The 23891-nt window shown below is 70.9% G+C and carries 20 protein-coding genes; 14 read left to right on the top strand and 6 right to left on the bottom strand.

Going from position 1 to position 23891, the window contains the following annotated elements:
• Positions 1 to 53: 53 nt before the first annotated feature.
• Positions 54 to 2162 carry a type IIA DNA topoisomerase subunit B gene (locus tag KIH31_RS05790; protein ID WP_214426115.1) on the top strand — a complete coding sequence of 703 codons (2109 nt, stop codon included), beginning with the start codon at positions 54 to 56 and terminating at the stop codon, positions 2160 to 2162.
• Here KIH31_RS05790 and KIH31_RS05785 read toward each other — a convergent pair whose 3' ends face one another.
• Together KIH31_RS05785 and KIH31_RS05780 are read right to left on the bottom strand one after the other, a co-directional pair.
• The gene (locus KIH31_RS05785; protein ID WP_214426114.1) at positions 2163 to 3119 is read right to left on the bottom strand and encodes a M56 family metallopeptidase; all 957 of its coding nucleotides are present in this window, start codon (positions 3117 to 3119) and stop codon (positions 2163 to 2165) included.
• 6 nt (positions 3120 to 3125) lie between these two features.
• Positions 3126 to 3497 carry a BlaI/MecI/CopY family transcriptional regulator gene (locus tag KIH31_RS05780; RefSeq protein WP_214426113.1) on the bottom strand — a complete coding sequence of 124 codons (372 nt, stop codon included), beginning with the start codon at positions 3495 to 3497 and terminating at the stop codon, positions 3126 to 3128.
• A 157-nt stretch (positions 3498 to 3654) separates the two neighbouring features.
• On the opposite strand from KIH31_RS05780, the gene KIH31_RS05775 reads away from it, so the two are divergent.
• From KIH31_RS05775 to KIH31_RS05760, 4 genes are read left to right on the top strand one after another with little or no spacing between them, the layout of a single operon-like run.
• Positions 3655 to 5220: a cytochrome ubiquinol oxidase subunit I gene (locus tag KIH31_RS05775; RefSeq protein ID WP_214426112.1), complete on the top strand. Its 1566-nt coding sequence runs from the start codon at positions 3655 to 3657 to the stop codon at positions 5218 to 5220.
• Between the two features lie 35 nt (positions 5221 to 5255).
• Positions 5256 to 6293, top strand: coding sequence for a cytochrome d ubiquinol oxidase subunit II (gene cydB, locus KIH31_RS05770; protein ID WP_214426111.1), 1038 nt, complete (start codon positions 5256 to 5258; stop codon positions 6291 to 6293).
• Positions 6294 to 6300: 7 nt separating this feature from the next.
• Positions 6301 to 9723 (top strand): thiol reductant ABC exporter subunit CydD, encoded by a 3423-nt coding sequence (gene cydD / locus KIH31_RS05765; RefSeq protein ID WP_214426110.1) that lies wholly within the window; start codon positions 6301 to 6303, stop codon positions 9721 to 9723.
• Positions 9724 to 9732: 9 nt separating this feature from the next.
• Entirely contained in the window at positions 9733 to 10725 is a 993-nt protein-coding gene (locus KIH31_RS05760; RefSeq protein WP_214426109.1) for a GNAT family N-acetyltransferase, read from the top strand.
• 11 nt (positions 10726 to 10736) lie between these two features.
• Here the strand turns inward: KIH31_RS05760 and KIH31_RS05755 are convergent, their stop codons facing one another.
• Positions 10737 to 11255, bottom strand: coding sequence for a DinB family protein (locus KIH31_RS05755; protein ID WP_214426108.1), 519 nt, complete (start codon positions 11253 to 11255; stop codon positions 10737 to 10739).
• A gap of 20 nt (positions 11256 to 11275) precedes the next feature.
• Positions 11276 to 13744, bottom strand: a complete 2469-nt coding sequence (locus KIH31_RS05750; protein ID WP_214426107.1) for a DNA topoisomerase (ATP-hydrolyzing) subunit A — start codon at positions 13742 to 13744, stop codon at positions 11276 to 11278.
• Positions 13745 to 13793: 49 nt separating this feature from the next.
• On the opposite strand from KIH31_RS05750, the gene KIH31_RS05745 reads away from it, so the two are divergent.
• The 4 genes from KIH31_RS05745 to KIH31_RS05730 all read left to right on the top strand — a co-directional run bounded on the left by KIH31_RS05745 (position 13794) and on the right by KIH31_RS05730 (position 19203).
• The gene (locus KIH31_RS05745) at positions 13794 to 16526 is read left to right on the top strand and encodes a bifunctional GNAT family N-acetyltransferase/acetate--CoA ligase family protein (RefSeq protein ID WP_214426106.1); all 2733 of its coding nucleotides are present in this window, start codon (positions 13794 to 13796) and stop codon (positions 16524 to 16526) included.
• Positions 16527 to 16580: 54 nt separating this feature from the next.
• Positions 16581 to 17291, top strand: coding sequence for a DUF5998 family protein (locus KIH31_RS05740; protein ID WP_250545496.1), 711 nt, complete (start codon positions 16581 to 16583; stop codon positions 17289 to 17291).
• Positions 17292 to 17366: 75 nt separating this feature from the next.
• Positions 17367 to 18497, top strand: a complete 1131-nt coding sequence (locus tag KIH31_RS05735) for an alkaline phosphatase family protein (RefSeq protein ID WP_214426257.1) — start codon at positions 17367 to 17369, stop codon at positions 18495 to 18497.
• Complete coding sequence (locus KIH31_RS05730) at positions 18490 to 19203, top strand: thymidine kinase (RefSeq protein WP_214426105.1); 714 nt, start codon at positions 18490 to 18492, stop codon at positions 19201 to 19203. The genes KIH31_RS05735 and KIH31_RS05730 overlap by 8 nt, the downstream gene beginning before the upstream one ends.
• A 25-nt stretch (positions 19204 to 19228) precedes the next feature.
• On the opposite strand, the gene sepH is transcribed toward KIH31_RS05730, so the two are convergent.
• Entirely contained in the window at positions 19229 to 20413 is a 1185-nt protein-coding gene (gene sepH / locus KIH31_RS05725) for a septation protein SepH (protein WP_214426104.1), read from the bottom strand.
• Positions 20414 to 20689: 276 nt separating this feature from the next.
• On the opposite strand from sepH, the gene KIH31_RS05720 reads away from it, so the two are divergent.
• Positions 20690 to 20989: a DUF4193 domain-containing protein gene (locus KIH31_RS05720; protein WP_214426256.1), complete on the top strand. Its 300-nt coding sequence runs from the start codon at positions 20690 to 20692 to the stop codon at positions 20987 to 20989.
• A 31-nt stretch (positions 20990 to 21020) separates the two neighbouring features.
• On the opposite strand, the gene KIH31_RS05715 is transcribed toward KIH31_RS05720, so the two are convergent.
• Positions 21021 to 21497, bottom strand: a complete 477-nt coding sequence (locus KIH31_RS05715) for a DUF3093 domain-containing protein (protein WP_214426103.1) — start codon at positions 21495 to 21497, stop codon at positions 21021 to 21023.
• 65 nt (positions 21498 to 21562) lie between these two features.
• Between KIH31_RS05715 and dut the strand changes: the two genes are divergently transcribed.
• From dut to KIH31_RS05695, 4 genes are read left to right on the top strand one after another with little or no spacing between them, the layout of a single operon-like run.
• Complete coding sequence (dut, locus tag KIH31_RS05710; RefSeq protein ID WP_307857555.1) at positions 21563 to 22036, top strand: dUTP diphosphatase; 474 nt, start codon at positions 21563 to 21565, stop codon at positions 22034 to 22036.
• Between the two features lie 20 nt (positions 22037 to 22056).
• Positions 22057 to 22821 carry a DUF3710 domain-containing protein gene (locus KIH31_RS05705; protein WP_214426102.1) on the top strand — a complete coding sequence of 255 codons (765 nt, stop codon included), beginning with the start codon at positions 22057 to 22059 and terminating at the stop codon, positions 22819 to 22821.
• Positions 22814 to 23170, top strand: coding sequence for a hypothetical protein (locus KIH31_RS05700; protein ID WP_250545495.1), 357 nt, complete (start codon positions 22814 to 22816; stop codon positions 23168 to 23170). The genes KIH31_RS05705 and KIH31_RS05700 overlap by 8 nt, the downstream gene beginning before the upstream one ends.
• Complete coding sequence (locus KIH31_RS05695; RefSeq protein WP_214426101.1) at positions 23171 to 23887, top strand: DUF3159 domain-containing protein; 717 nt, start codon at positions 23171 to 23173, stop codon at positions 23885 to 23887.
• The last annotated feature ends 4 nt before the right edge of the window (positions 23888 to 23891 follow it).

Genomic DNA, 23891 nt, shown 5'->3' with positions numbered 1-23891 from the left:
CGGACGCAGCCCGATGTCCGCCGTCCGTCGTCACCGCAAGGAGTGCGCCACCCGTGGCACCAAATTCCGACTACACCGCCCGCCACCTTTCCGTCCTCGAAGGTCTGGAAGCCGTGCGCAAGCGGCCGGGTATGTACATCGGATCCACCGATTCCCGCGGCCTGATGCACTGCCTGTGGGAGATCATCGACAACTCGGTGGACGAGGCGCTGGCCGGTTTCGGACAGAGCATCAAGATCATCCTGCACGCGGACAACTCGGTGGAGATCCATGACGACGGCCGGGGCGTGCCGGTGGACATCGAGCCCAAGACCGGCCTGACAGGTGTTGAGGTCGTCTTCACCAAGCTGCACGCCGGCGGCAAGTTCGGCGGCGGCTCCTATACCGCGTCGGGCGGCCTGCACGGCGTCGGCGCCAGCGTCGTCAACGCGCTGTCGGCGCGTCTGGACGTGCAGGTGGACCGGGGCGGCAAGACCCACCAGATGTCTTTCCGGCGCGGGGAGCCCGGCAAGTTCGCGGACAACGGCAGCCGGCTGAGCCCGACGTCGGAGTTCACGCCCTTCCTGGACAGTTCGCGCCTGGAGATCGTCGGCACCACCAAGCGCGGCGTCACCGGCACCCGGATCCGCTACTGGGCGGACCGGCAGATCTTCACCCCGGACGCCAAATTCTCCTACGACGAGCTCGCCGCCCGGGCCCGGCAGACCTCCTTCCTGATCCCGGGGCTGGCCATCACCATCCGGGACGAGCGCCGGCTCCCGGGCACGCCCGGCGAAGCAGGCCCGCACGAAGAGGTTTTCCACCACGACGGCGGCATCTCCGAATTCGTCGAATTCCTTGCCATCGACGCGCCGGTCACGGACGTCTGGCGGCTGCACGGCTCCGGCAAGTTCAAGGAGACCGTGCCGGTGATCGACGAACGCGGCCACAGCCAGCTCGCGGAGGTCGAACGGGACTGCGAGGTGGACATCGCGCTGCGCTGGGGGATCGGCTACGAGACCAGCGTGCGAAGCTTCGTGAACATCATCGCCACGCCCAAGGGCGGAACCCACCAGGCGGGCTTCGAGCAGGCGCTGGTCAAGACGTTCCGCAAGGTGGTTGAGGCCAATGCCCGCAAGCTCAAGGCCGGCAACGACAAGCTCGAGAAGGATGACATCTTCGCCGGGCTGACGGCCGTGCTGACGGTCCGCCTGGCCGAACCGCAGTTCGAAGGCCAGACGAAGGAGATCCTCGGCACCTCCGCGGTCAAGGCGATCGTGGCCCGGGTGGTGGAGAAGGAGATCACGGCCCGGCTGAACCCGGCCAGCCGGGGCGACAAGGCACAGGCGGCCCTGCTGTTGGAGAAGGTCGTCAGCGAGATGAAGTCCCGCATCTCGGCCCGCGTGCACAAGGAAACGCAGCGGCGTAAGAACGCGCTGGAAACGTCCTCGCTGCCCTCCAAGCTGGCCGACTGCCGCACCGACGACGTGGCGCGCTCGGAACTGTTCATCGTCGAGGGCGACAGCGCCCTCGGCACGGCGCGCCTGGCGCGGTCTTCGGATTACCAGGCGCTGCTGCCCATCCGCGGCAAGATCCTCAACGTGCAGAAGGCGTCGGTGGGGGACATGCTCTCCAACGCCGAGTGCGCGGCGCTGATCCAGGTGGTGGGCGCCGGGTCGGGGCGCAGCTTCCAGCTCGAGGCGGCGCGCTACGGCAAGGTCATCCTGATGACGGACGCCGACGTCGACGGTGCCCACATCCGCACGCTGCTGCTGACGCTGTTCTTCCGCTACATGCGCCCGCTGGTTGAAGAGGGCCGGGTCTTCGCGGCCGTCCCCCCGCTGCACCGCGTGGAAGTGGTCAACTCCGGCGCGAAGGCCAACGAGATGGTCTACACCTATTCCGAGGCCGAGCTGCACCGGCTGCTGGCGCGGCTGGAGAAGGAGGGGCGCCGCTTCAAGGAGCCCATCCAGCGCTACAAGGGGCTCGGGGAGATGGATGCCGACCAGCTCGCAGAGACCACGATGGACCCCCGGCACCGAACCCTGCGCCGTGTGAGCATCGAGAACGCCGAGATGGCAGAGCGCACCTTCGACCTGCTGATGGGCAGCGACGTCGCGCCGCGCAAGGACTTCATCGTCGCCGGCGCCACCCAGCTGGACCGCGAGCGGATCGACGCCTAGCTAGCCCAGCAGGCCCGGCACGACCAGGACTGCGGTGGGGGCGGCGAGCAGCAGTCCCGCGGCCGCCAGAATGAGGCCGCGCCGCGCGTTCTCCAGCGGCGGCTGCGGCTCCACCAGGCGGCTCAACCGGCCGGCAACGGCAACGGAATCGGCCGCCGGCTCCGCCAGAGCCCCCTCGCCCGCAGCGCCGGCGGGGTCGTCGGCGGGATTGCCACTGGCGACGATCATGATTGCCTTGATCAGGGTGGCCTCGTCCACTTCCTTAAGCGCGACGTCGTCGGCCAGCATCTCGATCAGGCTGCTGACCGAGCGCTGGGCCAGACGCGAGGTTGGCAGCCAGGGCAGCGCCGAGCGCCAGGCCGCGAAGGCCCACAGCAGCAGGTGGTGGCGCTGCTCCAGGTGCGCATTCTCGTGGACCAGCACGGCGCGCAGCTCGGCCGGCTCCAGCAGGTCCATCAGCCCGTCGGAGAGCACCGTGACGGACCGGGCGCCGCCGGGAAGGCAGTAGGCAACCGGCGTGGGGTGGTTGATGACGACGGTCCCCGGCCGCTCGATGTCGGGGGAGCTGAGCAGGTGCAGCAGCTCGCGGTGCCGGAACCGCTGGCGCTGGATCCGCACATAGGTGACCAGCAAGGTGAAGAGCAGGTGGGCGGCGAGCAGAGCCGCGGTGCTGAGAGCGAAGACATGCCAGAAGCCCAGCCGGTCCACGGAACCGTTGCTGAACAGGATGCGGGCCAGCCCGCGCAGCCCGGAGACCAGGTTGTCGCCGAGCGGTTCCAGTCCGTAGACCAGCATGGCGCCGATCATCGACAGGCCGCCGGCCAGCGCCACGGCCTGCCAAAGGACCATGGCGGGGAAGGGCGAGCGCGCCGGCCAGCGGGCCCGCGAGAGCAGGATCGGAACAGGCCATGCCAGCAGCACGGCCAGGAGCGCCAGGAAATATGACGTCCAGAACATGGACGGTTAGTCGCGGCCGAGCAGTTTGCGCAGCGTCGCTGCCTCGCCGTCGGACACGGAACCGATGAACCGTGCCAGCACGGCCTCCCGGTCGGTGGCGGTGCCGAGCACCTCATGCATGAGCTCGGCCGTGTGTTCGGCGCGGCTGGTCACCGCCTGGTAGCGATGCGGGCGGATGCCGCGCTCACGCTCGACGAGGCCCTTCTTCTCCAGCCGGGAAAGGACCGTCAGCACGGTGGTCACCGCGAGCTCCTTGGCTTCTTCGCCCTGGGAGGGACGCTGTGCCAGCAAGTCGCGCAGGGTGTTAGCCGTAACAGCTTCCTGCGTCTCCCACAGCAGATCCATGACCGCGCGCTCCAACTCGCCCAGCGATGCCATTCTTATTCCTCTATCCTTGTGCCCTAGCCAGCGGCGAACCGCTCCCCGAAGATGTCTGCATCTAATTTACCCGTTTTCTGGAAATTGTTCTACACTCCGTAGAAGTTAGTTTTTCTACAAACCGTAGAACTAGGCGCAACCCACCTCAGGGGGTCCGATGGAAGCTCTGGATATTGCCCGCTGGCAGTTCGGCATCACGACTGTCTACCACTTCCTCATGGTGCCGCTCACCATCGGCCTCGGCCTGCTGGTGGCCATCATGCAGACGCTGTGGCACCGCACCGGGAAAACCGAGTACCTGCGGATGACGAAGTTCTGGGGCAAGCTGTTCCTGATCAACTTCATCATGGGTGTGGCGACCGGCATCGTGCAGGAGTTCCAGTTCGGCATGGCCTGGAGCGAGTACAGCCGGTTCGTCGGTGACGTCTTCGGGGCGCCCCTGGCCATGGAGGCTTTGCTGGCGTTCTTCGTCGAATCGACCTTCCTGGGACTGTGGATCTTCGGCTGGAAGAAGCTGCCGGCGGCCGTCCACCTGGCCTGCCTGTGGACCGCCGTCATCGGCTCGGTCCTTTCCGCCTACTTCATCATTGTGGCCAACTCCTGGATGCAGCACCCGGTCGGCGTCAAGATGGTCGGCGGCCGCCCCCGCATGGTCGATGCGTGGGCGGTCTTCACGAACAACACCGCCATCGTGGCGTTCTCGCACACCGTGATGGGGGCGCTGGCCGTGGCGGGCGCGTTCCTGCTGGGCATCGCCTGGTACCACCTGTGGCGCCGGCGCCGGGACGGCATCGACACGGTCGGCCCCGACGGGCGGGTGATCCCGGGCGAGGCCAGCCTGCCGGGCCGGGACCGCATCGACCACAGCGTCTGGATCCGCTCGCTGCGCATAGGGGCCGTGGTGGCGATGATCTCCTTCGCGGGCACCGCCGTCACGGGCGACCTGCAGGGCAAGCTGATGTTCATCCAGCAGCCGATGAAGATGGCCGCCGCGGAAGCGGCCTGCCACGACGGAACCAGCTTCTCGGTGCTCTCCATCGGGGACCCGGGCGCGCGCAACTGCAACGACGTCGTCGCCGTGATCGAGATTCCCGGCCTGCTCTCCTTCCTGGCCAACGGCAACTTCGACACCGACGTCAAGGGCGTGAACACCCTGCTTCCGCAGTACCAGGCCAAGTACGGCTCGGCGCTGCCGCAGAATCCCGTTTACGGGGACCGCGCCGGCCAGCCCATCCAGTACGTGCCCGTCATGGCCGTCACCTACTGGGGGTTCCGCATGATGATCGGCTTCGGCGGCCTCGCCGCGCTGGCAGCGCTGGTGGCGCTCTGGGTCACCCGCAAGGGCACCGTGCCGCGCTCGGCGTGGCTGATGCGACTGGCGGTGTTCGGCATCCTCGCCCCGTTCGGAGCGAATTCCGCGGGCTGGATCTTCACCGAGCTGGGCCGCCAACCCTTCGTTGTCGCCCCCAACCCGGACCCCTCCGGCGTGGACCAGGTCTTCATGTTCACCGCGGCGGCGGTCTCGCCAGGCGTCTCCGCCGGTGAGCTCATCTTCTCCGTCGTGACGCTGGGCCTGGTCTACCTGGTGCTGCTGGTGGTCGAAGTGAAGCTGCTGTTCACCTACGTGCGCGGCGGCGTCGCCTCCGCCATGCCGGAACTGGCCGCCCCGCACGGGCCCGGGGACGGCAAGGAGCACGACGATGTCCTCGCCTTCGCCTACTAAGCCGTTGCTCCGCCGGAATCGAGAAGGAAGCTGAGATGGATCTCCTGCCCACTGTCTGGTTTGTGCTGATCGCGGTCCTGTGGACCGGTTACCTGTTCCTGGAGGGCTTCGACCTGGGCGTCGGCATGCTGATGAAGCTCTTCGCCCGGGACGAAACCGAGCGCCGAGTGCTGCTGAACACTATCGGCCCGGTCTGGGACGGCAACGAGGTGTGGCTCCTCACCGCCGGCGGAGCGACCTTCGCCGCGTTCCCGCTCTGGTACGCCTCCTTGTTCTCCGCCCTGTACGTGCCGCTGGTGATCGTGCTGCTCGGGCTGATCTTCCGCGCGGTCGCCTTCGAATACCGCGGGAAGGTGGACGACCAGCGCTGGCGCAACCGCTGGGACTGGGCGATTGCCGCAGGCTCCTTCATCGCCGCGTTCGGCGTCGGCGCCGCGCTCGCCCTCACCACCACCGGCCTGCCGCTGGACGCGAACGGGGACCGGGTGGGCGGGCCCTTCGCCTGGTTCAACGGCTACGCAGTGCTCGGCGGCCTCGCCGTCGTGGGATTCTGCCTCATGCATGCAGCGGCGTTTCTGGCCCTGAAGACCGACGGCGAGGTGCGTCGCCGCACGGGCGCGCTGGTGGTCCGGTTCCTCCCGCTCGGGGTGCTGCCGCTGCTCGCCTGGGTGCTCGCCGTCCAGCTGCGCGACGGGAAGCCGCTCACCTGGCTGCTGGTCGGGGTCGCGGCGCTGGCACTGGTGTTCGCCTGGGTCTCCGGCCGCCGCAGCCGCGAAGGGTTCAGCTTCCTGGGACTTGGCATCTTCCTGATCAGCGGCGCGGCGTCCATCTTCGGCGCCGTCTACCCGAAGGTGCTGCCCTCGACCCTCAACGCCCAGTACAACCTCACGGTGCAGAACGCCTCGTCGTCGTCCTACACGCTGGGCCTGATGAGTATTGTCGCCTGCATCGGGGTGCCGCTGGTGCTGGCCTACCAGGCGTGGACGTACTGGGTGTTCCGGAAGCGGATCTCCGGCGCCCACATCCCGGCGGCGCACGCCGTGCAGCCGGCCACCGGCCGCCAACAGGGCTGAGGGCGGCGTGCGGCCCCAGCTCCCTCCCGCCGGCCCGGCCCGCCGTGCCCTGTACCTTCTTGGGCTGCTCAGCGCCCTGCGGGCCTGCGCGATCGTGGTGCTTGCCCAGGCTGTCGCCTCCGCCGTGGTCTCCATCATCGCGGCGGACGGGCGGTGGCAGCAAAGCCTGACGGCCGGAGCCGCCGCGGTGGTGGTCCGGGCCGCCCTGGCCTGGGCGCAGCAGGTCACGGCCCGGCGCACGGCCGCCGGCGCCAAGGAACGCCTGCGTGCCGAACTGCTGGACCACCTGGTGGGCCGCGGCCGCAACGCCGGTGGCGGGGAGGGCAGCATCAGTGTGCTCGCCGTCCGGGGTCTCGACGCCGTCGACAACTACTACACGCAGTTCCTGCCCGCCCTGGTGGCGGCCGCCACGGTCCCGCTGATCATCGGCGCCCGGATCCTCTGGGCGGACTGGCTCAGCGCCCTGGTCATCGTGCTCACTGTGCCGCTCATCCCGCTGTTCATGGCCCTGATCGGCTGGCACACGCAGGAGCGCGTGGAGCAGGCTTCGGCGTCCCTGGCGCGGCTGTCGAACCATCTGGTCGAGCTCGCCAAGGGCCTCCCGGTGCTGGTCGGGCTGGGCCGGGCCGGCGCGCAGTCCCGGGCCCTGCGCCGGGTCAGCGAGGACTGCCGGACGCGCACGCTGGCCACCCTCCGCGTCGCCTTCCTCTCCGCGCTGGCGCTGGAACTGATCGCGACGCTGTCGGTGGCGGTGGTCGCAGTGGTCATCGGGGTGCGGCTGGTCAACGGCCAGCTTCCGCTCGAGGTGGGCCTGCTTGCGCTGATCCTCGCCCCCGAGTGCTACGGGCCGCTGCGCGACGTCGGGTCTGCCTTCCACGCCAGCGAGGACGGCATCGGCGCCTTCCGCCGGGTGCAGGAACTGACAGGGGCGCCGCTGCCCGCGCCCCTGACCGGCACGGTTGCCCCCGCCGCGGCTGCACCGGAGGTCACCGTCCGGGACCTGACGGTCCGGTTCCCCGGCCGGTCGCAGCCGGCGCTCGCAGGCTTCTCGCTGACCGCCCGCGCAGGGGAAGTGACCGCCCTCGCCGGCCCCAGCGGCTGCGGGAAGTCCACGGTGCTTGACGTGCTGGCCGGTCTGCTGGGTGACGAGCCTGGCGCCGGCGGCACCCGCGTGGCCGGCAGCGTCTCAGGGGTGGCCGCCGGTGCCCTCGCCTGGGTGCCGCAGCACCCGGTCACCATCGCCCCCACCGTGCTGGAGGAAGTGCTGCTGTACGCCCGGCCGCTCCCGGACGCCGAGGCTGCCCTGGTTGCCCGGTCCGTCCTGGCCGACGCCGGCGCAGCCCACCTCGCGGACCGCGACCCGGCCGAGCTGAGCCAAGGCGAGCTGCGCCGGGTGGCCGTTGCCCGGGCGCTGGCCAGGGTGGCGGCCGGGGCGCGCGTGGTGCTGCTCGACGAGCCGACCGCGCACCTGGACCCCGGAACGGCCCGCGCCGTCGAGCGGGCCGTGGGTTCGCTGCGCGGCCGCGCCACCGTCCTGCTCGTGGCGCACGACCCGGCGACCCTGGCCCTGGCGGACACTGTGCTCCGGATGGGGCCGGAGGTGAGCGGTACGGAAGCACAGGCCGCGGCGGGTGCTGCGGGGCGCGACGGGCACGGCGCCCCTGAGGACCCCCGCCGCGCACCGGCGGAGGAACCCCGGCGCGACGGCGGCCCGGACCGGACGCCGGCAGGGCAGCCCGGCGGGGCCGAGGTGCTGCGGCTGCTGGCCGGCATCCTGCGGCCGGGCCTGTCCCGGTTGGCCGCTGCGGCCTTGTTCGGAGTGCTGGCGAGTCTCTTCGCCGTCGCCCTCGCCGCGCTCTCCGGCTGGTTGATCGTGCGGGCCAGCCAACAGCCGCCGATCCTGTACCTGATGACGGCCATCGTCGGCGTGCGCTTCTTCGGCATCGGCAGGGCGGTGTTGCGCTACCTCGAACGGCTCTGGCTGCACGACGCGGTCTTCACGGCGATGGTGCAGCTGCGCGTGCGCGTCTGGGATTCCCTCGCCGCCAGGGGCCTCGCCGCCCGCCGGCTGCTACGCGGGGACAGGACGCTGGAACACCTGATCGGCGACGTCGACACTGTCCGCGACCTGGCGCCGAGGGTGCTGCTGCCCCCGCTCACGGCGGCGCTGACCGCGGCCGGGGCCCTGATCGCCACCGGACTGCTGCTGCCCGAGGCGCTCCCGGCCCAGCTGCTGCTGGCCGCCGTGGCCCTGGTGGCGGCTCCCGCGGCGGCGCTCGCCGCCGACCGGGCCGCCAGCCGCGCCGAGATCGAGCTGCGGTCCACCGTGCTGCGCTCCTTCGCCGGGGTGCTGGCTGCGCGGACTGACCTGCGGGCAAACGGCGTCGACGCGCCGGTGCGGCGCCGGATCGCCGCCACCGACCGGGCCGCCACCGGCGCGGTGCAGCGCGCGGCGGCGGCCCAGGGCCTCGCCCAGGCGCTGCTGCTGCTGGCCGGGGGCGCCGCAGCCCTGCTCACGCTGGCCGCGGCCGCCCCGCGGGTGGCTTCCGGCGGAGTCGGGGGCGAGGTGGCGGCCGCCTTGGTGCTGATGGACCTTGCGCTGACCGACGCGTTCGCCGCAGTGGTCCCGGCCGTCCAGCTATGGCCCTCGCTGCGCTCCGCCGCGGGACGCTTTGCCGGCGAGCTGGGCCCGGCCCCCGCCGCTCCCGGCGGAACGGCCGGACCCGCGCAGCCGCAAGCCGAGGAACGGGTGCCGGTGACCAGCCTGTCGCTGGAGTCGGTCGCCGCGCGGTGGCCGGACCAATCCGCACCGGTCTTCACCGGCGTCGACGCCGAAGTGGATGGCCCCGGCTGGCTGGCGCTCACCGGCCCGTCCGGTTCCGGCAAATCGACTTTGCTGGCCGTGCTCCTGGGCTTCCTGCCGGCGGAGGACGGCGTCTACCGGATCAACGGCATCCCGGTGGACGCCGAGGACGCTACGCGGCTGCGCGGCAGCATGGCCTGGTGCCCCCAGGAGGCGCACCTGTTCGACTCCTCCGTCCGCGCGAACCTGCTGCTGGCGCGGCCCGCCGGGTCCGCCCCGGAGGACGCCGAACTCGAAGAGGTCCTCGAGAAGGTCGGCCTCGGGCCGGTGCTGCGCTCGATGGAAGGCGGCCTGGACGGCCGCATCGGAGCCGGCGGAGCCTTCCTCTCCGGGGGCCAGCGCCAGCGGCTCGCCGTGGCCCGAACCCTTCTCGTGGGCGCCGACGTCGTGCTGCTCGACGAGCCGACCGCGCACCTGGACAGCGCCTCGGCGGCCTCGCTGATGGCGGACCTGCGCACCGCGCTGGCCGGGCGCATCGTGGTGCTCGTCAGCCACTCCGCGCCTGACATCGCGGCCGATGACGCCCGGGTCGAACTCGGCGTCCCGGCGGCCGTGCCCAGCGCTTAGTCTGGTGCCATGAAGCCCGATTCCTCCGCAGCCTTGCCCGACCCGGAAGCGACGGCCCTGCACTGGCGGCCGGCCGTGGCCGCCGACGTGGACGCCTGGACGGACCTGGTCCGGCGGATCGCCGCCGTAGAGCAGCCGGCCTGGCATGAGCAGCGCGCGGACATCGAACAGGTCTTCAGCTCCGCCAGGAACGATCCGCGGCTGAACACCGTGCTGGGCTTCGACGACGGCGGCACGCTGCGGGCCTTCGGCAGGGTGACGAAGAACCCCGACGGTCCGAAGGCGCTGGCATGGGGCGGCGTGGACCCGGCCTGGCAGCGCCGCGGGATCGGGTCCGCCGTGCTGGCCTGGCAGCAGCGCCGGGCCCGGGAGCGCTTTGCCGAGGACGCGACGCCTGAGCCGCTGCTGCGCGTCCACGGGGAGGAGCGCAACGCTGCCCAGCAGGCGCTGTTCGCCGCGGCGGGGTTCTCGGTCGTGCGGTACTTCAACGAAATGCGCCGGCCGCTGGACGGGCCGGTCCCCGACGTCCCGCTCGAGCCGGGCCTGGAGCTGGTGCCCTACTCACCCGAGCTCTCCGAGGCGGTCCGCGCGGCGCACAACGACGCCTTCCGGGACCACTGGGGGAGCGAACCGCGCGACGAAGAGGCGTGGGGGTTCATGGTCAACCACCCGCACGCCAAGCCCGAGTGGAGCGCCGTGGTGCTGGATGCCCGCAGCGGCGACGTGGCCGGCTACCAGCTGGCCAGTTATGACCCCGCGGCGGCCTCGCGGCACGGCCGCCGGGAGGGCTACACGGAACTGCTCGGCGTGCGCCGCGCCTGGCGCGGACGGCGGATCGCTCCGGCCCTGCTGGCGGACGCGATGCGCCGCTTCCTCGCTGACGGCATGGACTACGCGGCGCTGGACGTGGACACCGAAAACCCCTCCGGCGCCCTGGGCCTGTACCAGCGGCTCGGCTACGCCGCGGTGCACCGCAGCCTGGCCTGGGACAAGGCCCTCTAAGGCGCCGCCGGTTACCCGTCGACGTCGTGCAGGTGATGGACGACGTCGTGCAGGAAGTACTGCGAAAAGGTCTCCACGGTGAACACCGAGCCGTTGCTGCGCGTGCCGCGGCGCTGCCACTGCGCGGGGCGCACCGCCGCGAAGGACGCGGCGATTTCCGCGCCCGCGGCCGCCAGCTCCGCGCTGACCTTCTCGGGCTGCTGGTGGGCGTAGTCCTCCGCGAGGGCGGTGGCATCCTGGTCCCAGTCCGCGAACCCCGGGTCCTCCTGCTCCAGCATCAGGTGCAGCCGGTGATCGAACAGCGAGAACACATCGCGCACATGGGCGGCGTACTCCAGCGGGGACCAGGTGCTCTCGTCAGGGCGCTCCTCCGCATCCGGCCGGCGCAGCACGCTCTGCCAGCGAGGGACCAGCGTGGGCACGGTGGAGGCCACCGTGGCCGGGGTGACCCCCTGCGCGTCGAAACCGCATTCGGGGCAGGGACGGGTCAGGACCCAGGTCCAGTCCTTCCCGTCGGGGATGATCGCCATGACCGTAGTCTAGGGGTTCCTCAGCCCTGGCTGGGCCCGACGGCGTCCACGGCCTGGTTCAGCGGGATGCCGGAGCCGTCGCGCCGGCCGTGCTCGTTGGGCAGCGCCCGGGCCACGCCGGCTGCCGAGGCGGCCTTCGCGGGTCCATGCCCGGCCCAGGCGAGGGTCAGCAGGTCCTCACCCCGCAGGAAGCGGTGTGCGCGCACCCCTCCGGTCGCGCGTCCCTTTTGCGGGTACTCGGCGAACGGCGTCACCTTGGCGGTCCCCGCAGCGGTGCCCGGCAGCGCCTCCGAGGACCCGGCGATCGTGACGACCACGGCCTCCGGGTCCTGCGCGCCGACCGCGCCGAAGAAGATCACCGAGTCGTCCTCGGGAAGCTTGATTCCGGCCATCCCGCCCGCGGTGCGGCCCTGTGGCCTCACGGTCGACGCCGGGAAGCGCAGCAACTGGGCCTGCGCTGTGACGAAGACGAGGTCCGCGTCGTCGCCGGCCACTGAAATCCCGGCCACACTGTCCTTGTCCTTGAGGCTGATGATCTCCCAGTCCTCGCGGTTGAGCGGATAGTCGGGGCTCACGCGCTTGACCACGCCGCGCGCGGTGCCGACGGCGAGCACCGCATCCAGCGGTGCGAACCCGACGAGCGACTCACCCTTGGCAAGCGTGATGAACTCCTTCGCGGGAACGCCTCCGGCGAGGTTGGGCAGGCCCGAGGACGGCGGGAGCACCGGCATGTCCAGGACCTGGATCCGCAGCATCCGCCCGGCCGAGGTGACCGCGCCGATCTCCCCGCGCGCGGTCGTCGCGACGACGGACCGGAAGATGTCGTGCTTGATCCGCTGGCCGCCTTCGGCCAGCGGATCCCGGTTCGCGGTGCGCGCAATCTGGCCCGACGTGGTCAGCACCGCCCAGCACGGATCGTCCGGGATCTCCAGAGCCAGGGGAGCGGCCTTGGCCGCCTTGCCTGCCGGGGCGGCCACCGTGGGCGCGACCGCTTCGGATTCGAGCAGCACTGTCCGGCGCGGCGTGCCGTACTTCGTGGAAATCTCCTCCAGCTCGGCGGAGACCAGTTCGCGCAGCCGCTGGTCCGAGTTCAGGATCGCTTCGAGCTCGGCGATCTCGCGGCGCAGTTCCTCCTGCTCCTTCTCCAGCTCGATCCGCGAGTACTTGGTGAGCTGGCGCAGCCGGAGTTCGAGGATGTAGTTCGCCTGGATCTCGGTCAGGTCGTAAATGGCCATCAGCCGCTCGCGGGCCGCTGCTGCTTCGTCCGAGGACCGGATGATCTGGATGACCTCGTCGATGTCGACGATCGCGATGAGCAGGCCTTCCACCAGGTGCAGGCGGTCCTTCTTCCTGCCCAGCCGGAAGGCGGTGCGCCGGCGAACGACGGAGAGGCGGTGATCCACGTAGACGCGCAGCAGGTCGACCAGGCCCAGCGTCTGGGGCTGTCCGTCGACCAGGGTGACGTTGTTGATGCCGAAGGAGTCTTCCATTGGCGAGTGCTTGTAGAGCTGCTGCAGCACAGCCTTGGGGTTGAAACCGTTCTTGAGCTCGATCACCAGGCGCAGGCCGTGGTTGCGGTCGGTCAGATCGACGATGTCGCTGATGCCCTGGAGCTTCTTGGAGGTGACAGCGTCCTTGATCTTCTCGATCACCTTCTCCGGGCCGACCATGTACGGCAGCTCGGTGACGACCAGGCCGGTGCGCCGTGCCGAGAGCTGCTCGACTTCGACCTTGGCGCGCGTCTTGAAGGATCCCCGGCCGGTGGCGTAGGCGTCCCGGATGCCGGACAGGCCCACAATGCGGCCGCCGGTGGGCAGATCGGGGCCGGGCACGAACTTCATCAGCTCATCCAGCCCCGCGTCCGGGTTCGCGATCAGGTGCCGCGCCGCCGCGATCACCTCGACCAGGTTGTGGGGGGCCATGTTGGTCGCCATGCCGACGGCAATGCCGGTCGCCCCGTTGACCAGCAGGTTCGGGAACGCCGCCGGCAGCACCTCGGGCTGCTGGAGCTGGTTGTCATAGTTGGGCACGAAGTCCACGACGTCCTCGTCGAGGTGGTCCGTCAGGCTCAGCGCCGGGGCGGCCAGCCGCGCCTCCGTGTACCGCGGGGCCGCGGGACCGTCGTCGAGCGAGCCGAAGTTCCCGTGGCCGTCGATCAGCGGCAGGCGCAGCGCGAAGTCCTGCGCCATGCGGACCATAGCGTCGTAGATCGCCGCATCGCCGTGCGGGTGCAGCTTGCCCATCACCTCGCCGACCACGCGGGCGCTCTTCACGTGCCCGCGGTCCGGGCGCAGGCCCATGTCGCTCATCATGTACAGGATCCGGCGCTGCACCGGCTTCAGCCCGTCCCGGGCGTCGGGCAGGGCGCGCGAGTAGATCACCGAATACGCGTACTCCAGGAACGAGCCCTCCATCTCGGAGGTCACGTCGATGTCGACGATGTTTTCGGTGAAGTCCTCTGCGGGCGGGGTGTTCTGCCTCCGGGCCATGCGTCTACGGGGTCCTTACTTTTGTCATTCCTGTCGCTACGCTAAGCCTATGGTGGAACTGGCCCAACCAGCGGCATATCCCGACTATTGGGAGGCCGACGTCGTCCTGCGGGACGGCGCCACGGCCCACCTGCGCCCCATCACGCCGGCCGATGCGGACGCCTTGCAGGCCTTCCACATGGCGCAGTCGCAGAACTCCACCTACATGCGCTTCTTCACCTACAAGTCCAAGCTTTCCGGCAAGGAACTGCGGCGTTTCACCGAGGTGGACCACCGGGACCGGGCGGCGCTGGTGATGATCCTGGGCGGGGAGATCATCGGCGTCGGCCGTTACGACCGGCTCGCCGACCCGGCCGACGCCGAGGTGGCCTTCAACATCGCGGACAAGCACCAGGGCCGCGGCATCGGCTCGATCCTGCTCGAACACCTCGCCGCGGCGGCCCGTGAGAACGGGATCCGCCGGTTCGTGGCCGAGGTGCTGCCGGAGAACCGGAAGATGCTCACTGTCTTCTCGGAGGCCGGGTACGAGGTGCACCGGCATTTCGACGACGGCGTGGTCAGCCTGGAATTCAAGCTGGACCTGACCGACAAGTCCCGGCAGGTGATGGAAGCCCGCGAGCACCGGGCGGAGGCCCGCAGCCTCGCCGAGCTGCTCGCGCCGTCCTCGGTCGCGGTGATCGGCGCGAGCCGGCAGTGGGGGAGCATCGGCTACGACCTGCTGAACCACATCGTCGAAGGCGGCTACAAGGGACCGGTGCACGCGGTGAACCCCGAGGCGCTCGAGCTGGCCGGGATGCTCTCCTACGCGCGCATCGGCGACGTGCCCGGACCGGTGGACCTCGCCGTGGTGGCGGTGCCCTACGAGGAAGTGGACACGGTGGTGCGGGAGTGCGCCGCGGCCGGGGTGCGCGGGGTGCTGATCGCCAGCGCCGGCTACGCCGAGGCCGGAGCCGAAGGACTGGCGCGCCAGCGGGAGCTGGTCCGGCACGCCCGGGCGAACGGGATGCGCGTGATCGGCCCGGCGTCGCTGGGCGTGGTGAACACGGACCCGGAGGTATCGCTGAACGCTTCGCTGGCGCCTTCGCTGCCCGCCCGCGGGGTGCTCGGCCTGTTCTCACAATCCGCTGCCCTCGGCGCCGCCCTGTTCGCCGCTTGCACCCGGCGCCGGGTCGGAGTCTCCTCCTGCCTCTCGGCCGGCAACCGGGCGGACGTCTCCGGCAACGACGTGATGCAGTACTGGGAGGACGACCCGGCCACGGCCGCCGTCGGGCTCTACTTCGAGTCCATCGGCAACCCGCGCAAGTTCTCCCGGATCGCCCGCCGCCTCGCCCGCAGCAAGCCCGTGATCGTGGCCAAGTCCGACGTCATGGGACTGCAGCTGCCGCCCGGGCACGCCGTCCGCACCACCCAGGCGCCGGCCGGCGCGCTGGACGCCATGTTCCGCCAGGCGGGCGTGATCCGGGTGGAGACCAACGAACAGCTCATGGACATCGCGCAGATCGTGGTGAGCCAGCCGCTGCCGGCCGGCCCGCGGCTGGCAGTGTTCAGCAACTCGCTCGCGCTCGGCAAGGTCGTGGCCGACGGCGCCGCGGCCCACGGGCTCGAGGTCGCACAGATCGTCACCGACGTCGACCTCGACGCCGGGATGTCTGTCGCGCTGCCGTCCCTGAAGCGCCGGCTGCTCGGCGTGCTGGACCAGGAGGACGTGCACGCCGCGATGATCACCTACCTGCCGGCCCGCGGCCTCACCGTGGAACGGATTGCCGAGGTCCTGCAGGAGTGCGCGGAATTGTCCGGCAAGCCGGTCGTCGCCGCCTTCATCGGCATCCTGGACCCGGCGATCCACGTCGAGGGCCTGCTCAGCGCGGCGGCCCCGGCGCCCGCCGCCGCGCCCTGGCCCGAGGACGCCGGACCGCGCCAGCGCGGCGTGCCCTGCTACGCCAGCCCGGGCGCGGGCATTGCTGCCCTCGCCGCCGTCGTCGGCTACGCCCAGTGGAAGGCGCGCGACCACGGGCAGCCGGCCCTGCCGGAGGGGGTGGACGCCGACGCGGTCGCCGCCCGCGTGGAGGAGCTGCTCGCCGCGGTGCCGGGGGAGTCGCTGCACACGCTCGACGCCGCCGAGACTGCGTCCCTGCTGGGCCGGTACGGCATCACGGTGCTTCCGTCGGCCCGGTTCGGCACTCCCGACGAGGCGGTCAGCGCCGCGGACCGGCTCGGCTGGCCGGTGGCCCTGAAGACCGTGGACCCGGTGCTCCGGCACCGGCTCGACCTGGGCGGGGTGCGCCTGAACATCCGCGACGCCGAATCGCTGCGCCGCAACATCGTGCAGATGGCCGAGCTGCTGTCGCCTTACGGCTCCTTCGGAATGGAGGTGCAGTCGATGGCGCCGGTCGGCCAGGCCTGCACGCTGCGGGCGATCGAGGACCCGCTGCTGGGCCCGGTGGTGTCCTTCGGGCTGGCCGGGGACGCCGTGAACCTGCTCGACGACTGGGCGCACCGGGTCCCGCCGCTGACCAGCACCGACGTGGCCGAGTTCGTGCGCAGTCCGCGGGCCTCCCGCAAGCTCTTCGGCTACCAGGGCCTGCCGCCGGCCGACGTCGCCGGCCTGGAGGACCTGGTCGCCCGGCTCGCGCTGCTCAAGGACGAGCACCCTGAACTGGCGTACATCGAACTCAACCCGGTCGTCGTCGGCACCTCCGCGGTGACGATCCTCGCCGCGGACCTCAAGATCGGCAACCCGGCGCGGCGCACGGACAGCGCACGCCGGGCGATGCTCGGCTGAGGCCCGCCCTGGCCTGGTTCGCCATGCCGGGCCGGGATCTGAGAAAATGGCGCAATGACTTCTTTGCCTCCGTCCGCCCGCAACGACCGGCCCGCCGGGACCAGGAGCCCGGGGGACCGTCTGGGCGCGGCCCTGGAGCGCGCCGGTTTCTACCCGACCCTGGTGGCCGACGTCGTCGAGGATGCGCTGGACGGCCGCGAGGACCGCGCCCACCTGGTGCACCTGGAGACCCATTTCGACCGCGCCGAGGTCCGCCGCCATGTGACGGTGCTGGTCCTCACCGACGACATGCTGGTCGTCACGCACATCGACGACCAGCAGCTCGACGACGCGGGCGAGCAGATGGTGGCCCAGGTCTCCACCGAGTCCGTTCCGGTGAGCCAGATCGGCTCCGTCGTGCTCAGCTACGTGTACGCGCAGCCGCAGCACTACAAGGCGTCGGACCCGGTCCGCGAACTGACGCTGTCCATCGCCTGGTCCGGTGCGCAGCGGCTGGACATGGGCCCGGCCTCCTGCGGGGACCCCCAATGCGACGCCGACCACGGCTACACCGGCACCATCGCGCGGGAGGACATCGTGCTGCGGATCAGCGCCGAGGCGGACGGCCTGCAGGCGGTGCAGGATGCCAAGACCTTCGCCCGGACCCTCCGCGCGGCCAACACCAGCGGCTCGCTCAGCGCCGCGGACCGGCCGCTGCACGGCGAGGCCCGGCAGCGGCTGGCCACTCTCGGGGGCCGGCTCGCGCGCGGCCACCACCAGCGCTAGGCGGTGGCAGCGGCAGACCGGCTGGCGGGGCTTCCGCCGGCACCGGCGTACGGGCGCTCCACGCTGGCCGAGGTGATGACCAGCGCCGCCGGCGCGCTCGGCGCGCCCGGCTTTGGCAACGCCCTGGGCCTGCCGGAAGCGCCCCGCGTCTGCGTCGTGATGGTCGACGGCCTGGGCCGCAGCCTGCTGCGCCAGCGCAGCGGACACGCACCCTTCCTGCGGGCCGCCCTGGACGCCGGGCAGCCCTTCCCGTCCACCCTGGCCAGTGCCTTCCCGTCCACGACGGCGGCTTCGCTGGCCAGCCTGGGCACCGGCGTGGCTCCGGGTCAGCACGGCATGGTGGGCTACGACGTGCTGGATCCCGCGCAGGACAAGGTGGTGAACCTGCTGGGCAACTGGGACCAGCGCGTCGAACCGGAGCTCTGGCAGCCTTTCCCCACCGTGTTCGAACGCCTGCAGGACGAGCTGCCGGTTGCCACCGTGAGCCTGCCGAAATTCGAGGGCTCGCCGCTGACGGTGGCGGCGCTGCGCGGCGGCGGGTTCACCCCGGCGACGTCCCCGCACGCGCGCACGACGGCCGCCGCCGAGCTGATGGCACGGCATGAGCGGATGCTCATGTACTTCTACTGGGGTGAGCTCGACAAGGCCGGCCACCGGTTCGGGGCCGCCTCCCCGCGCTGGGAACACGAACTCGAAGAGCTCGACTCGGCGGTCAAGCGCCTCTCAGCGCAGCTGCCGGCGGGCACGCTGCTGCTGGTCACTGGCGACCACGGGATGGTGGACGTGCCCGAAAGCGCCCGGATCGATTTCTCCGCCGACCCGGCCCTGGTGGCCGGCGTGCGCCACACCGCGGGTGAACCCCGGATGCTGCACCTTTACTTCGAGCCCGACGCCGGCCCCGCCGCCCGGCAGGCGCTGGTGCAGGCGTGGCAGGACCGGCACGGGTCCCGCGCGTGGGTGCTCACGCGCGACGAGGCCGTCGGGGCCGGGCTCTTCGGACCCGTTCGGCCCGAGGTGCTGCCGCGCATCGGCGACGTCCTGGTGGCCGCCCGCGAACCCGTTGCCTTCTTCGACACCCGCCGGGTCCGCCCGGCCGCGCTCGGCGTCGTCGGCCAGCACGGTTCGCTCACCAAGGCCGAGCGGGAAGTGCCGCTGCTGCGCATCCCCGTGGCCGGTACCACCGGAAAGAAAGGCCGTCGTGGCTGAACTCGTGTTTTTCGCCGGCACCATGGACTGCGGCAAGTCCACCCTGGCGCTGCAGATGGACTACAACCACCGGGCGCGCGGGCGCGGCGGCATCCGGTTCAGCAGCAACGACCGGGCCGGGGATTCGATGATCTCCAGCCGGCTCGGCCTGAAGACGGAGGCCCACGAAGTGCTGCCCGACACCGACTTCTGGGACGAGGTGGTGCGCCGGCGCACCCGCGGCGAACGGCTGGATTACCTGATCTGCGACGAAGCGCAGTTCTACTCCGGGGCGCAGATCGAACAGCTGGCCCGTCTCGTGGACGAGATGGACGTCGATGTCTTCGCCTTCGGCATCACCGCCGACTTCAGGACCAGGCTCTTTCCGGGTTCCCAGCGGCTGATCGAGCTCGCGGACAAGGTCCAGGTGCTCCAGGTCGAGGCGCTGTGCTGGTGCGGCAGGCGTGCCACCCACAACGCCCGCACGGTCGACGGCGTCATGGTCATCGAAGGGGCGCAGGTGGTGCCGGGCGACGTCGACATGGGCCTGGACGAGGAGGGCGCCGACGGAAGCGGCACCCTGGGACCGGTCGTCGGTTACGAGACGCTCTGCCGCCGGCACTTCATGCGCCGGGTCACCGCGCACAGTGCCAGCTTGATGGCGGCCCAGGAACAGGTGCTGCCGTTCGAGCTCGACGCCTGCTCGGTGCCCGGCCACCGGCACTAGGCCGGGCTGCGGCCTGGCGGCGGAGTCAGTCGCTCTTGGTGCCGAAGACGATTTCGTCCCAGCTGGGGACGCTTGAGCGCTTGGGCCGGATCGAGCGGCGCTCCTGCGTGTCGTCCGACGGCTCCGCGGCGGGCTTCGGCTTGGCCGGTTCCGCCGGTCGCTGCGCCTCCGGGGGCCTGGACTGCGTCCGCGGGGCGGCGGAGATCGTGATTTCCCGGGTGTGGGTGCTGACGCCTTCGGGCAGCGACGCGACCGTGTCCTCGTTTTCCGGGGCGGGGGCAAGGCTGAGCGGGAAGGGCGACGACGGCGCATCGAAGGTTTCGATGCCTTCGGCGCGCGGGTGCGCGGCCGGGATTCCGTGCGTGAGCATGATCGCCAGGGCATCATCGGCGTCCTCGTCGAGGCCGAGCCGCTGCCCGCGGCGGGAACGCAGCATGTCGAGCAGCTCGTCGGACCCGTCCTGGCCCTGGCCGGCCGGCTCGCCGGCGGCGTCGTCCGTGCCGCCGTCAGCGGGGGCGTCGGCCTCGAAATCGAAAGGCCGGTCAGCTACCGCGGTGAGGCGCCGGGCCGGCAGCGGTCCGTCGAGGACCTCCAGTTCGCTTAGCTGCTGCGCCCAGCGGTTCGAGTTCTGGATGCTCTTCCGCGACGGGTTGTACACCCATTTCGCGGGCGGCTCCTCGCCGATGCTGACCGGGTGCTCGGCGTTGTTCTGGAAGCTCGCCACGACGGTCCAGGTGCCGTCCGGGCGGCGCCAGGCGTCCCATTCGACAGTGGAGGAGTCGATGCCCAGGGCGGTCAGCCGGTGGCCGACCATCTCGGCGAGGGTGGCAGGGTTGTCGCCGAAGGCGGAACGGTAGCCGTCGTGCGAGGACAGCGGTGCCGCTACTTCGACCTTGCGGGCCTGCTCGGCGATGTATTCGCGCTCGGCGAGCACCGGGCCTTCGTAGCGGCGGATGTGCTCGATGCCGAGCCCGGACGCTTCAGCGACCTCCTCGGCTGTCGCCCCGGCGCGGATCCGGGCCTGGATGTCGCGCGGGGACAGCTTCACGGCGGGGGAGGCAGGCTCGTTGCCGGCCGCCCGCTTCGGCGTCCTCGTCGAGGCCACGCGCAGCGCCTCGTCAATCCTCAGGCGGTAAATTTCGCCGCCGGTTCCACTGAGCAGCAGATGTGTGCCATCATCATGGACACCTACCAGCCGTAGATCCTGCATCAAAAACCCTCCACCTTTGCACTGACTACTGTCGAAACTCTGCCACCCCGCACCGGCGTTTTCCGCCAAGCGGGCAGGCGTGGCGCAACAATGGGCGCTAAAACAGTGCGATCTTTGCCCGGGCGGGCCGCCCCGTCAAGTTCCGGGCGTCCGGAGGTGGTATTTGCGGCGGTTATACGGAACAATCTCTGCGTCACGGGCACAAAAACGGAGCCGCTGACGTTGTACACCGGACGGCGACCCGAGGCCCGGTCCCAGAGGAGCGTGACTGACACGATGGCGACAGACTACGACGCACCGCGCAAAGCGGACGACGAACTCAGCGAAGACTCCATCGAGGAGTTGAAGACGCACCGTACCGACAAGCAGTCGGCGGTAGTGGACGAAGACGAGGCTGATGCCGCCGACGGCTTCGAACTGCCGGGCGCGGACCTGTCCGGCGAGGAACTGCTGGTGCGGGTGCTGCCCGCGCAGGCGGACGAATTCACCTGCGCCAGCTGCTTCCTCGTCCGGCACCGCTCGCAGATCGCCCGGGAAAAGAACGGGCTGCTGTACTGCAAGGACTGCGAGGGCTGACCCCGCCTTCCGGCTGACTCCGCCTTCCGGCTCAGGCAGCCGGGGTGAGGGCTGCGGTCAGCTGTTCCGGGCGCCTGCTCGACGCCAGCCAGTAGGGGGTGCGGTCCGCCGGGTCGGTGATCTCGATTTTCACCACGGGGCTGATCCAGCCCCGGATGCACAGGTATGCCAGGCCGTTCAGGCCCGTGCCGCGCTCCCGCACCGCGTCATCGCCGCGGAAGGCCTCGACGCGGCCCACGTACCGGCGCTCGATCCGTGCCCGGCCGACCCGGACCGCGTCCGCGGTCACCTCGATCCGCGGGGTGGACAGCATCAGCAACGTGGCCATGACGAGGAACATCACGACGGCGGCCAGGTAGCCGGCGGCCATGCTGATGGGGGCGAACATCAGGATTCCCGCGACGGATACGCCGACGACGACCAGCCAGATCCAGGGCGAGGGCCACAGCCGCTCGGAGTAGATCACGGAGGTCGAGGGCGCCGGCACCGGCGCGGGGGATTCAGACATGGCTTCAGCTTGTCATTTTTGCGGCGGCATTTCACGTTGGCCGAGGGACGCTAAAGTGTTCTCCTGTGACTGAGCAAACCACCGGCGCCGAAAAGTTCCAGCCGCTTGAGGTGCAGCTGAAGATGCTGGACGCCGAGCTGCCTCCGCCGTCGTACGCCCACCCCGGGGACGCGGGCGCCGACCTGCGCTCACGCATCGACGTGGAGCTGGCCCCGGGCGAGCGGGCGCTGGTGCCGACAGGTGTGGCCATCGCGCTGCCGGTCGGGTACGTCGCGCTGATCCATCCCCGCTCCGGGCTGGCCACCCGCCACGGGCTGAGCATCGTCAATGCCCCCGGCACCGTTGACGCCGGCTACCGCGGGGAGCTCGCGGTGACGCTCATCAACACCGACCGGGCCAAGCACATCAGCCTCAAACGCGGCGATAGAATTGCCCAAATGGTGATCCAGCGTGTCGAGCACGCCAACTTCGTGCCGGTGGCGGACCTGCCTGACTCGGTGCGCGGAGCCGGCGGTTTCGGATCCACCGGCGGTTTTTAGGACTAAGGAGAACGCCCACGATGGTTTTTGGACGCGCAAAGAAGGACGCCCGGCAGGACGACGCAGCCGTCGACGCTGCGGCTGAACCGGCCGCCGAGACTTCGGGCCACGCTGCCGCGCCCGCGGCCGCGGCGGACGGGGAGGCCTACGAGCGCTCCGTGCACGGCCCCCTCGACGTCGAGGAGATCGACTCCAAGGACGGCTACGTCGACCTCGGCTCGCTGCTGGTGACTCCGCACGAGGGGCTGCAGCTGCGCCTTGAGGTTGAGGAAGCCACCCAGCGGGTGGTGGCCGTCACCCTGGACCTGAACGGGTCGAGCCTTCAGCTGCAGGCTTTCGCCGCCCCGCGCTCCGAAGGGTTGTGGGACGAAATCCGCCAGCAGATCGGGCAGTCCGTGGCGTCCCAGGGCGGCACAGTCGAGGAAATCGACGGCACTTTCGGCCCCGAAGTGGTGGCCAAGCTTCCGGCGGAGGCAGCCGACGGCAGCCGCGGGTACCGGATTGCCCGGTTCCTGGGCGTGGACGGCCCGCGCTGGTTCCTGCGCGGCGTGCTCGGAGGCCCGGCCGCCCTGGAGCGGGACGCCGCCGAGGACCTGGAAACCCTCTTCCGCGCCGTCGTCGTCGTCCGCGGCGAGAGCCCCATGCCGCCGCGGGACCTGCTCCCGCTCACCCTGCCGCGGGACGCGGTCTCGGATGCCGCCGGCCATGTGGCGGCGGACCGCCCGGCCGAGAGGCGCCCCGGCGACAGCTTCCGGCGGGGACCGGAGATCACCCACCTTGGCTGACAGGCCGCTGACCTCCGGCACGGAAACGGGAGCCATCCGCGACCTGCCCTCCCGCGGCCGGGTGACCTGCAGGGGCTTCATCGAGTCGGTGACCATCGTTCCCGTCCAGGAGGCGCCGGCGTTCTCGGCCATTGTCACGGACGTCGACAAGTACGATCCGACGGCCGGCCCGGCGCCCGCCGGGGCCACGGGCCGGGACCGGGTGCGCCTGATCTGGCTCGGCCGCCGGAGGGTGCCCGGGATCGCCGCCGGCACGCAGCTGCGCTTCGAGGGCATGGTTGCCGAGCGGGACGGCATCGCGACCATCTTCAACCCGCGCTACGAGATCATCGCCCGACAGGAGCACTGAATGAGCCTGCCCGAGGACAACAGCGACAACACCAAGGCGCGGCCGACGCTGCCCGGGCTGGCCGGCGACATCGCCGCCCGTTCCGGCGTCGAGCGCAGGGCCGACGGCCAGATCGACGTGCTCAAGTCCGCCGGGGGAGTGCGCGGCCTCGCCGAGAGCCTGGTGCCCGGCCTGGTCTACCTGGTGGTGTTCACCGCCAGCGGCCAGAACCTGACCGTGGCGCTGGTCTCGGCGCTTGCCTCGGCCGCCCTGTTCACCGTGGCCCGGCTGGTCCAGCGCACCCCGCTCACGCAGGCGCTGGGCGGGTTCCTCGGCGTGGGCATCTCCGCGCTGTTCAGTTCCTTCACGGGCAAGGCCGAGGACTACTACCTGCCCGGGTTCTTCACGAACGCCGCCTACATCGCCGTGATGGTCATCTCCGTTGCCGTGCGCTGGCCGCTGGTGGGGCTGATCTTCGGCCTGGTGCGCAACGAGGGTATGCACTGGCGCCACGACGCGGCCCGGCTCAAGGCGTACAGCCTGGGCACCTGGGTGATGGTCGGTGTCCTGGCGCTGCGGCTGATCGTGCAGGTGCCCCTGTACCTGCTCGGCGGCCAGGCACTCGTGGCGCTGGGGGCCACCCGCCTGCTGATGGGCCTGCCGCTGTACGCGGCCGGGCTGTGGATCGCCTGGGTGATCACCCGCCCGGCCGCGCCGCCCGACTCCCGGTCTTCCTGACCGT

Source organism: Paenarthrobacter sp. DKR-5, from assembly GCF_018531425.1.
Lineage (GTDB): Bacteria > Actinomycetota > Actinomycetes > Actinomycetales > Micrococcaceae > DKR-5.
Note: the sequence above shows the minus strand (reverse complement) of the source record. Positions and strands in the feature narration are given on the sequence as shown.

Coding starts and splice junctions, on each gene's coding strand:
- KIH31_RS05785 (WP_214426114.1), bottom strand. CDS start 3,119: ATGTTCTGGACGTCATATTTCCTGGCGCTCCTGGCCGTGCTGCTGGCA.
- KIH31_RS05780 (WP_214426113.1), bottom strand. CDS start 3,497: ATGGCATCGCTGGGCGAGTTGGAGCGCGCGGTCATGGATCTGCTGTGG.
- KIH31_RS05775 (WP_214426112.1), top strand. CDS start 3,655: ATGGAAGCTCTGGATATTGCCCGCTGGCAGTTCGGCATCACGACTGTC.
- cydB (WP_214426111.1), top strand. CDS start 5,256: ATGGATCTCCTGCCCACTGTCTGGTTTGTGCTGATCGCGGTCCTGTGG.
- KIH31_RS05760 (WP_214426109.1), top strand. CDS start 9,733: ATGAAGCCCGATTCCTCCGCAGCCTTGCCCGACCCGGAAGCGACGGCC.
- KIH31_RS05755 (WP_214426108.1), bottom strand. CDS start 11,255: ATGGCGATCATCCCCGACGGGAAGGACTGGACCTGGGTCCTGACCCGT.
- KIH31_RS05750 (WP_214426107.1), bottom strand. CDS start 13,744: ATGGCCCGGAGGCAGAACACCCCGCCCGCAGAGGACTTCACCGAAAAC.
- KIH31_RS05745 (WP_214426106.1), top strand. CDS start 13,794: ATGGTGGAACTGGCCCAACCAGCGGCATATCCCGACTATTGGGAGGCC.
- KIH31_RS05740 (WP_250545496.1), top strand. CDS start 16,581: ATGACTTCTTTGCCTCCGTCCGCCCGCAACGACCGGCCCGCCGGGACC.
- KIH31_RS05735 (WP_214426257.1), top strand. CDS start 17,367: ATGACCAGCGCCGCCGGCGCGCTCGGCGCGCCCGGCTTTGGCAACGCC.
- sepH (WP_214426104.1), bottom strand. CDS start 20,413: ATGCAGGATCTACGGCTGGTAGGTGTCCATGATGATGGCACACATCTG.
- KIH31_RS05720 (WP_214426256.1), top strand. CDS start 20,690: ATGGCGACAGACTACGACGCACCGCGCAAAGCGGACGACGAACTCAGC.
- KIH31_RS05715 (WP_214426103.1), bottom strand. CDS start 21,497: ATGTCTGAATCCCCCGCGCCGGTGCCGGCGCCCTCGACCTCCGTGATC.
- KIH31_RS05705 (WP_214426102.1), top strand. CDS start 22,057: ATGGTTTTTGGACGCGCAAAGAAGGACGCCCGGCAGGACGACGCAGCC.
- KIH31_RS05695 (WP_214426101.1), top strand. CDS start 23,171: ATGAGCCTGCCCGAGGACAACAGCGACAACACCAAGGCGCGGCCGACG.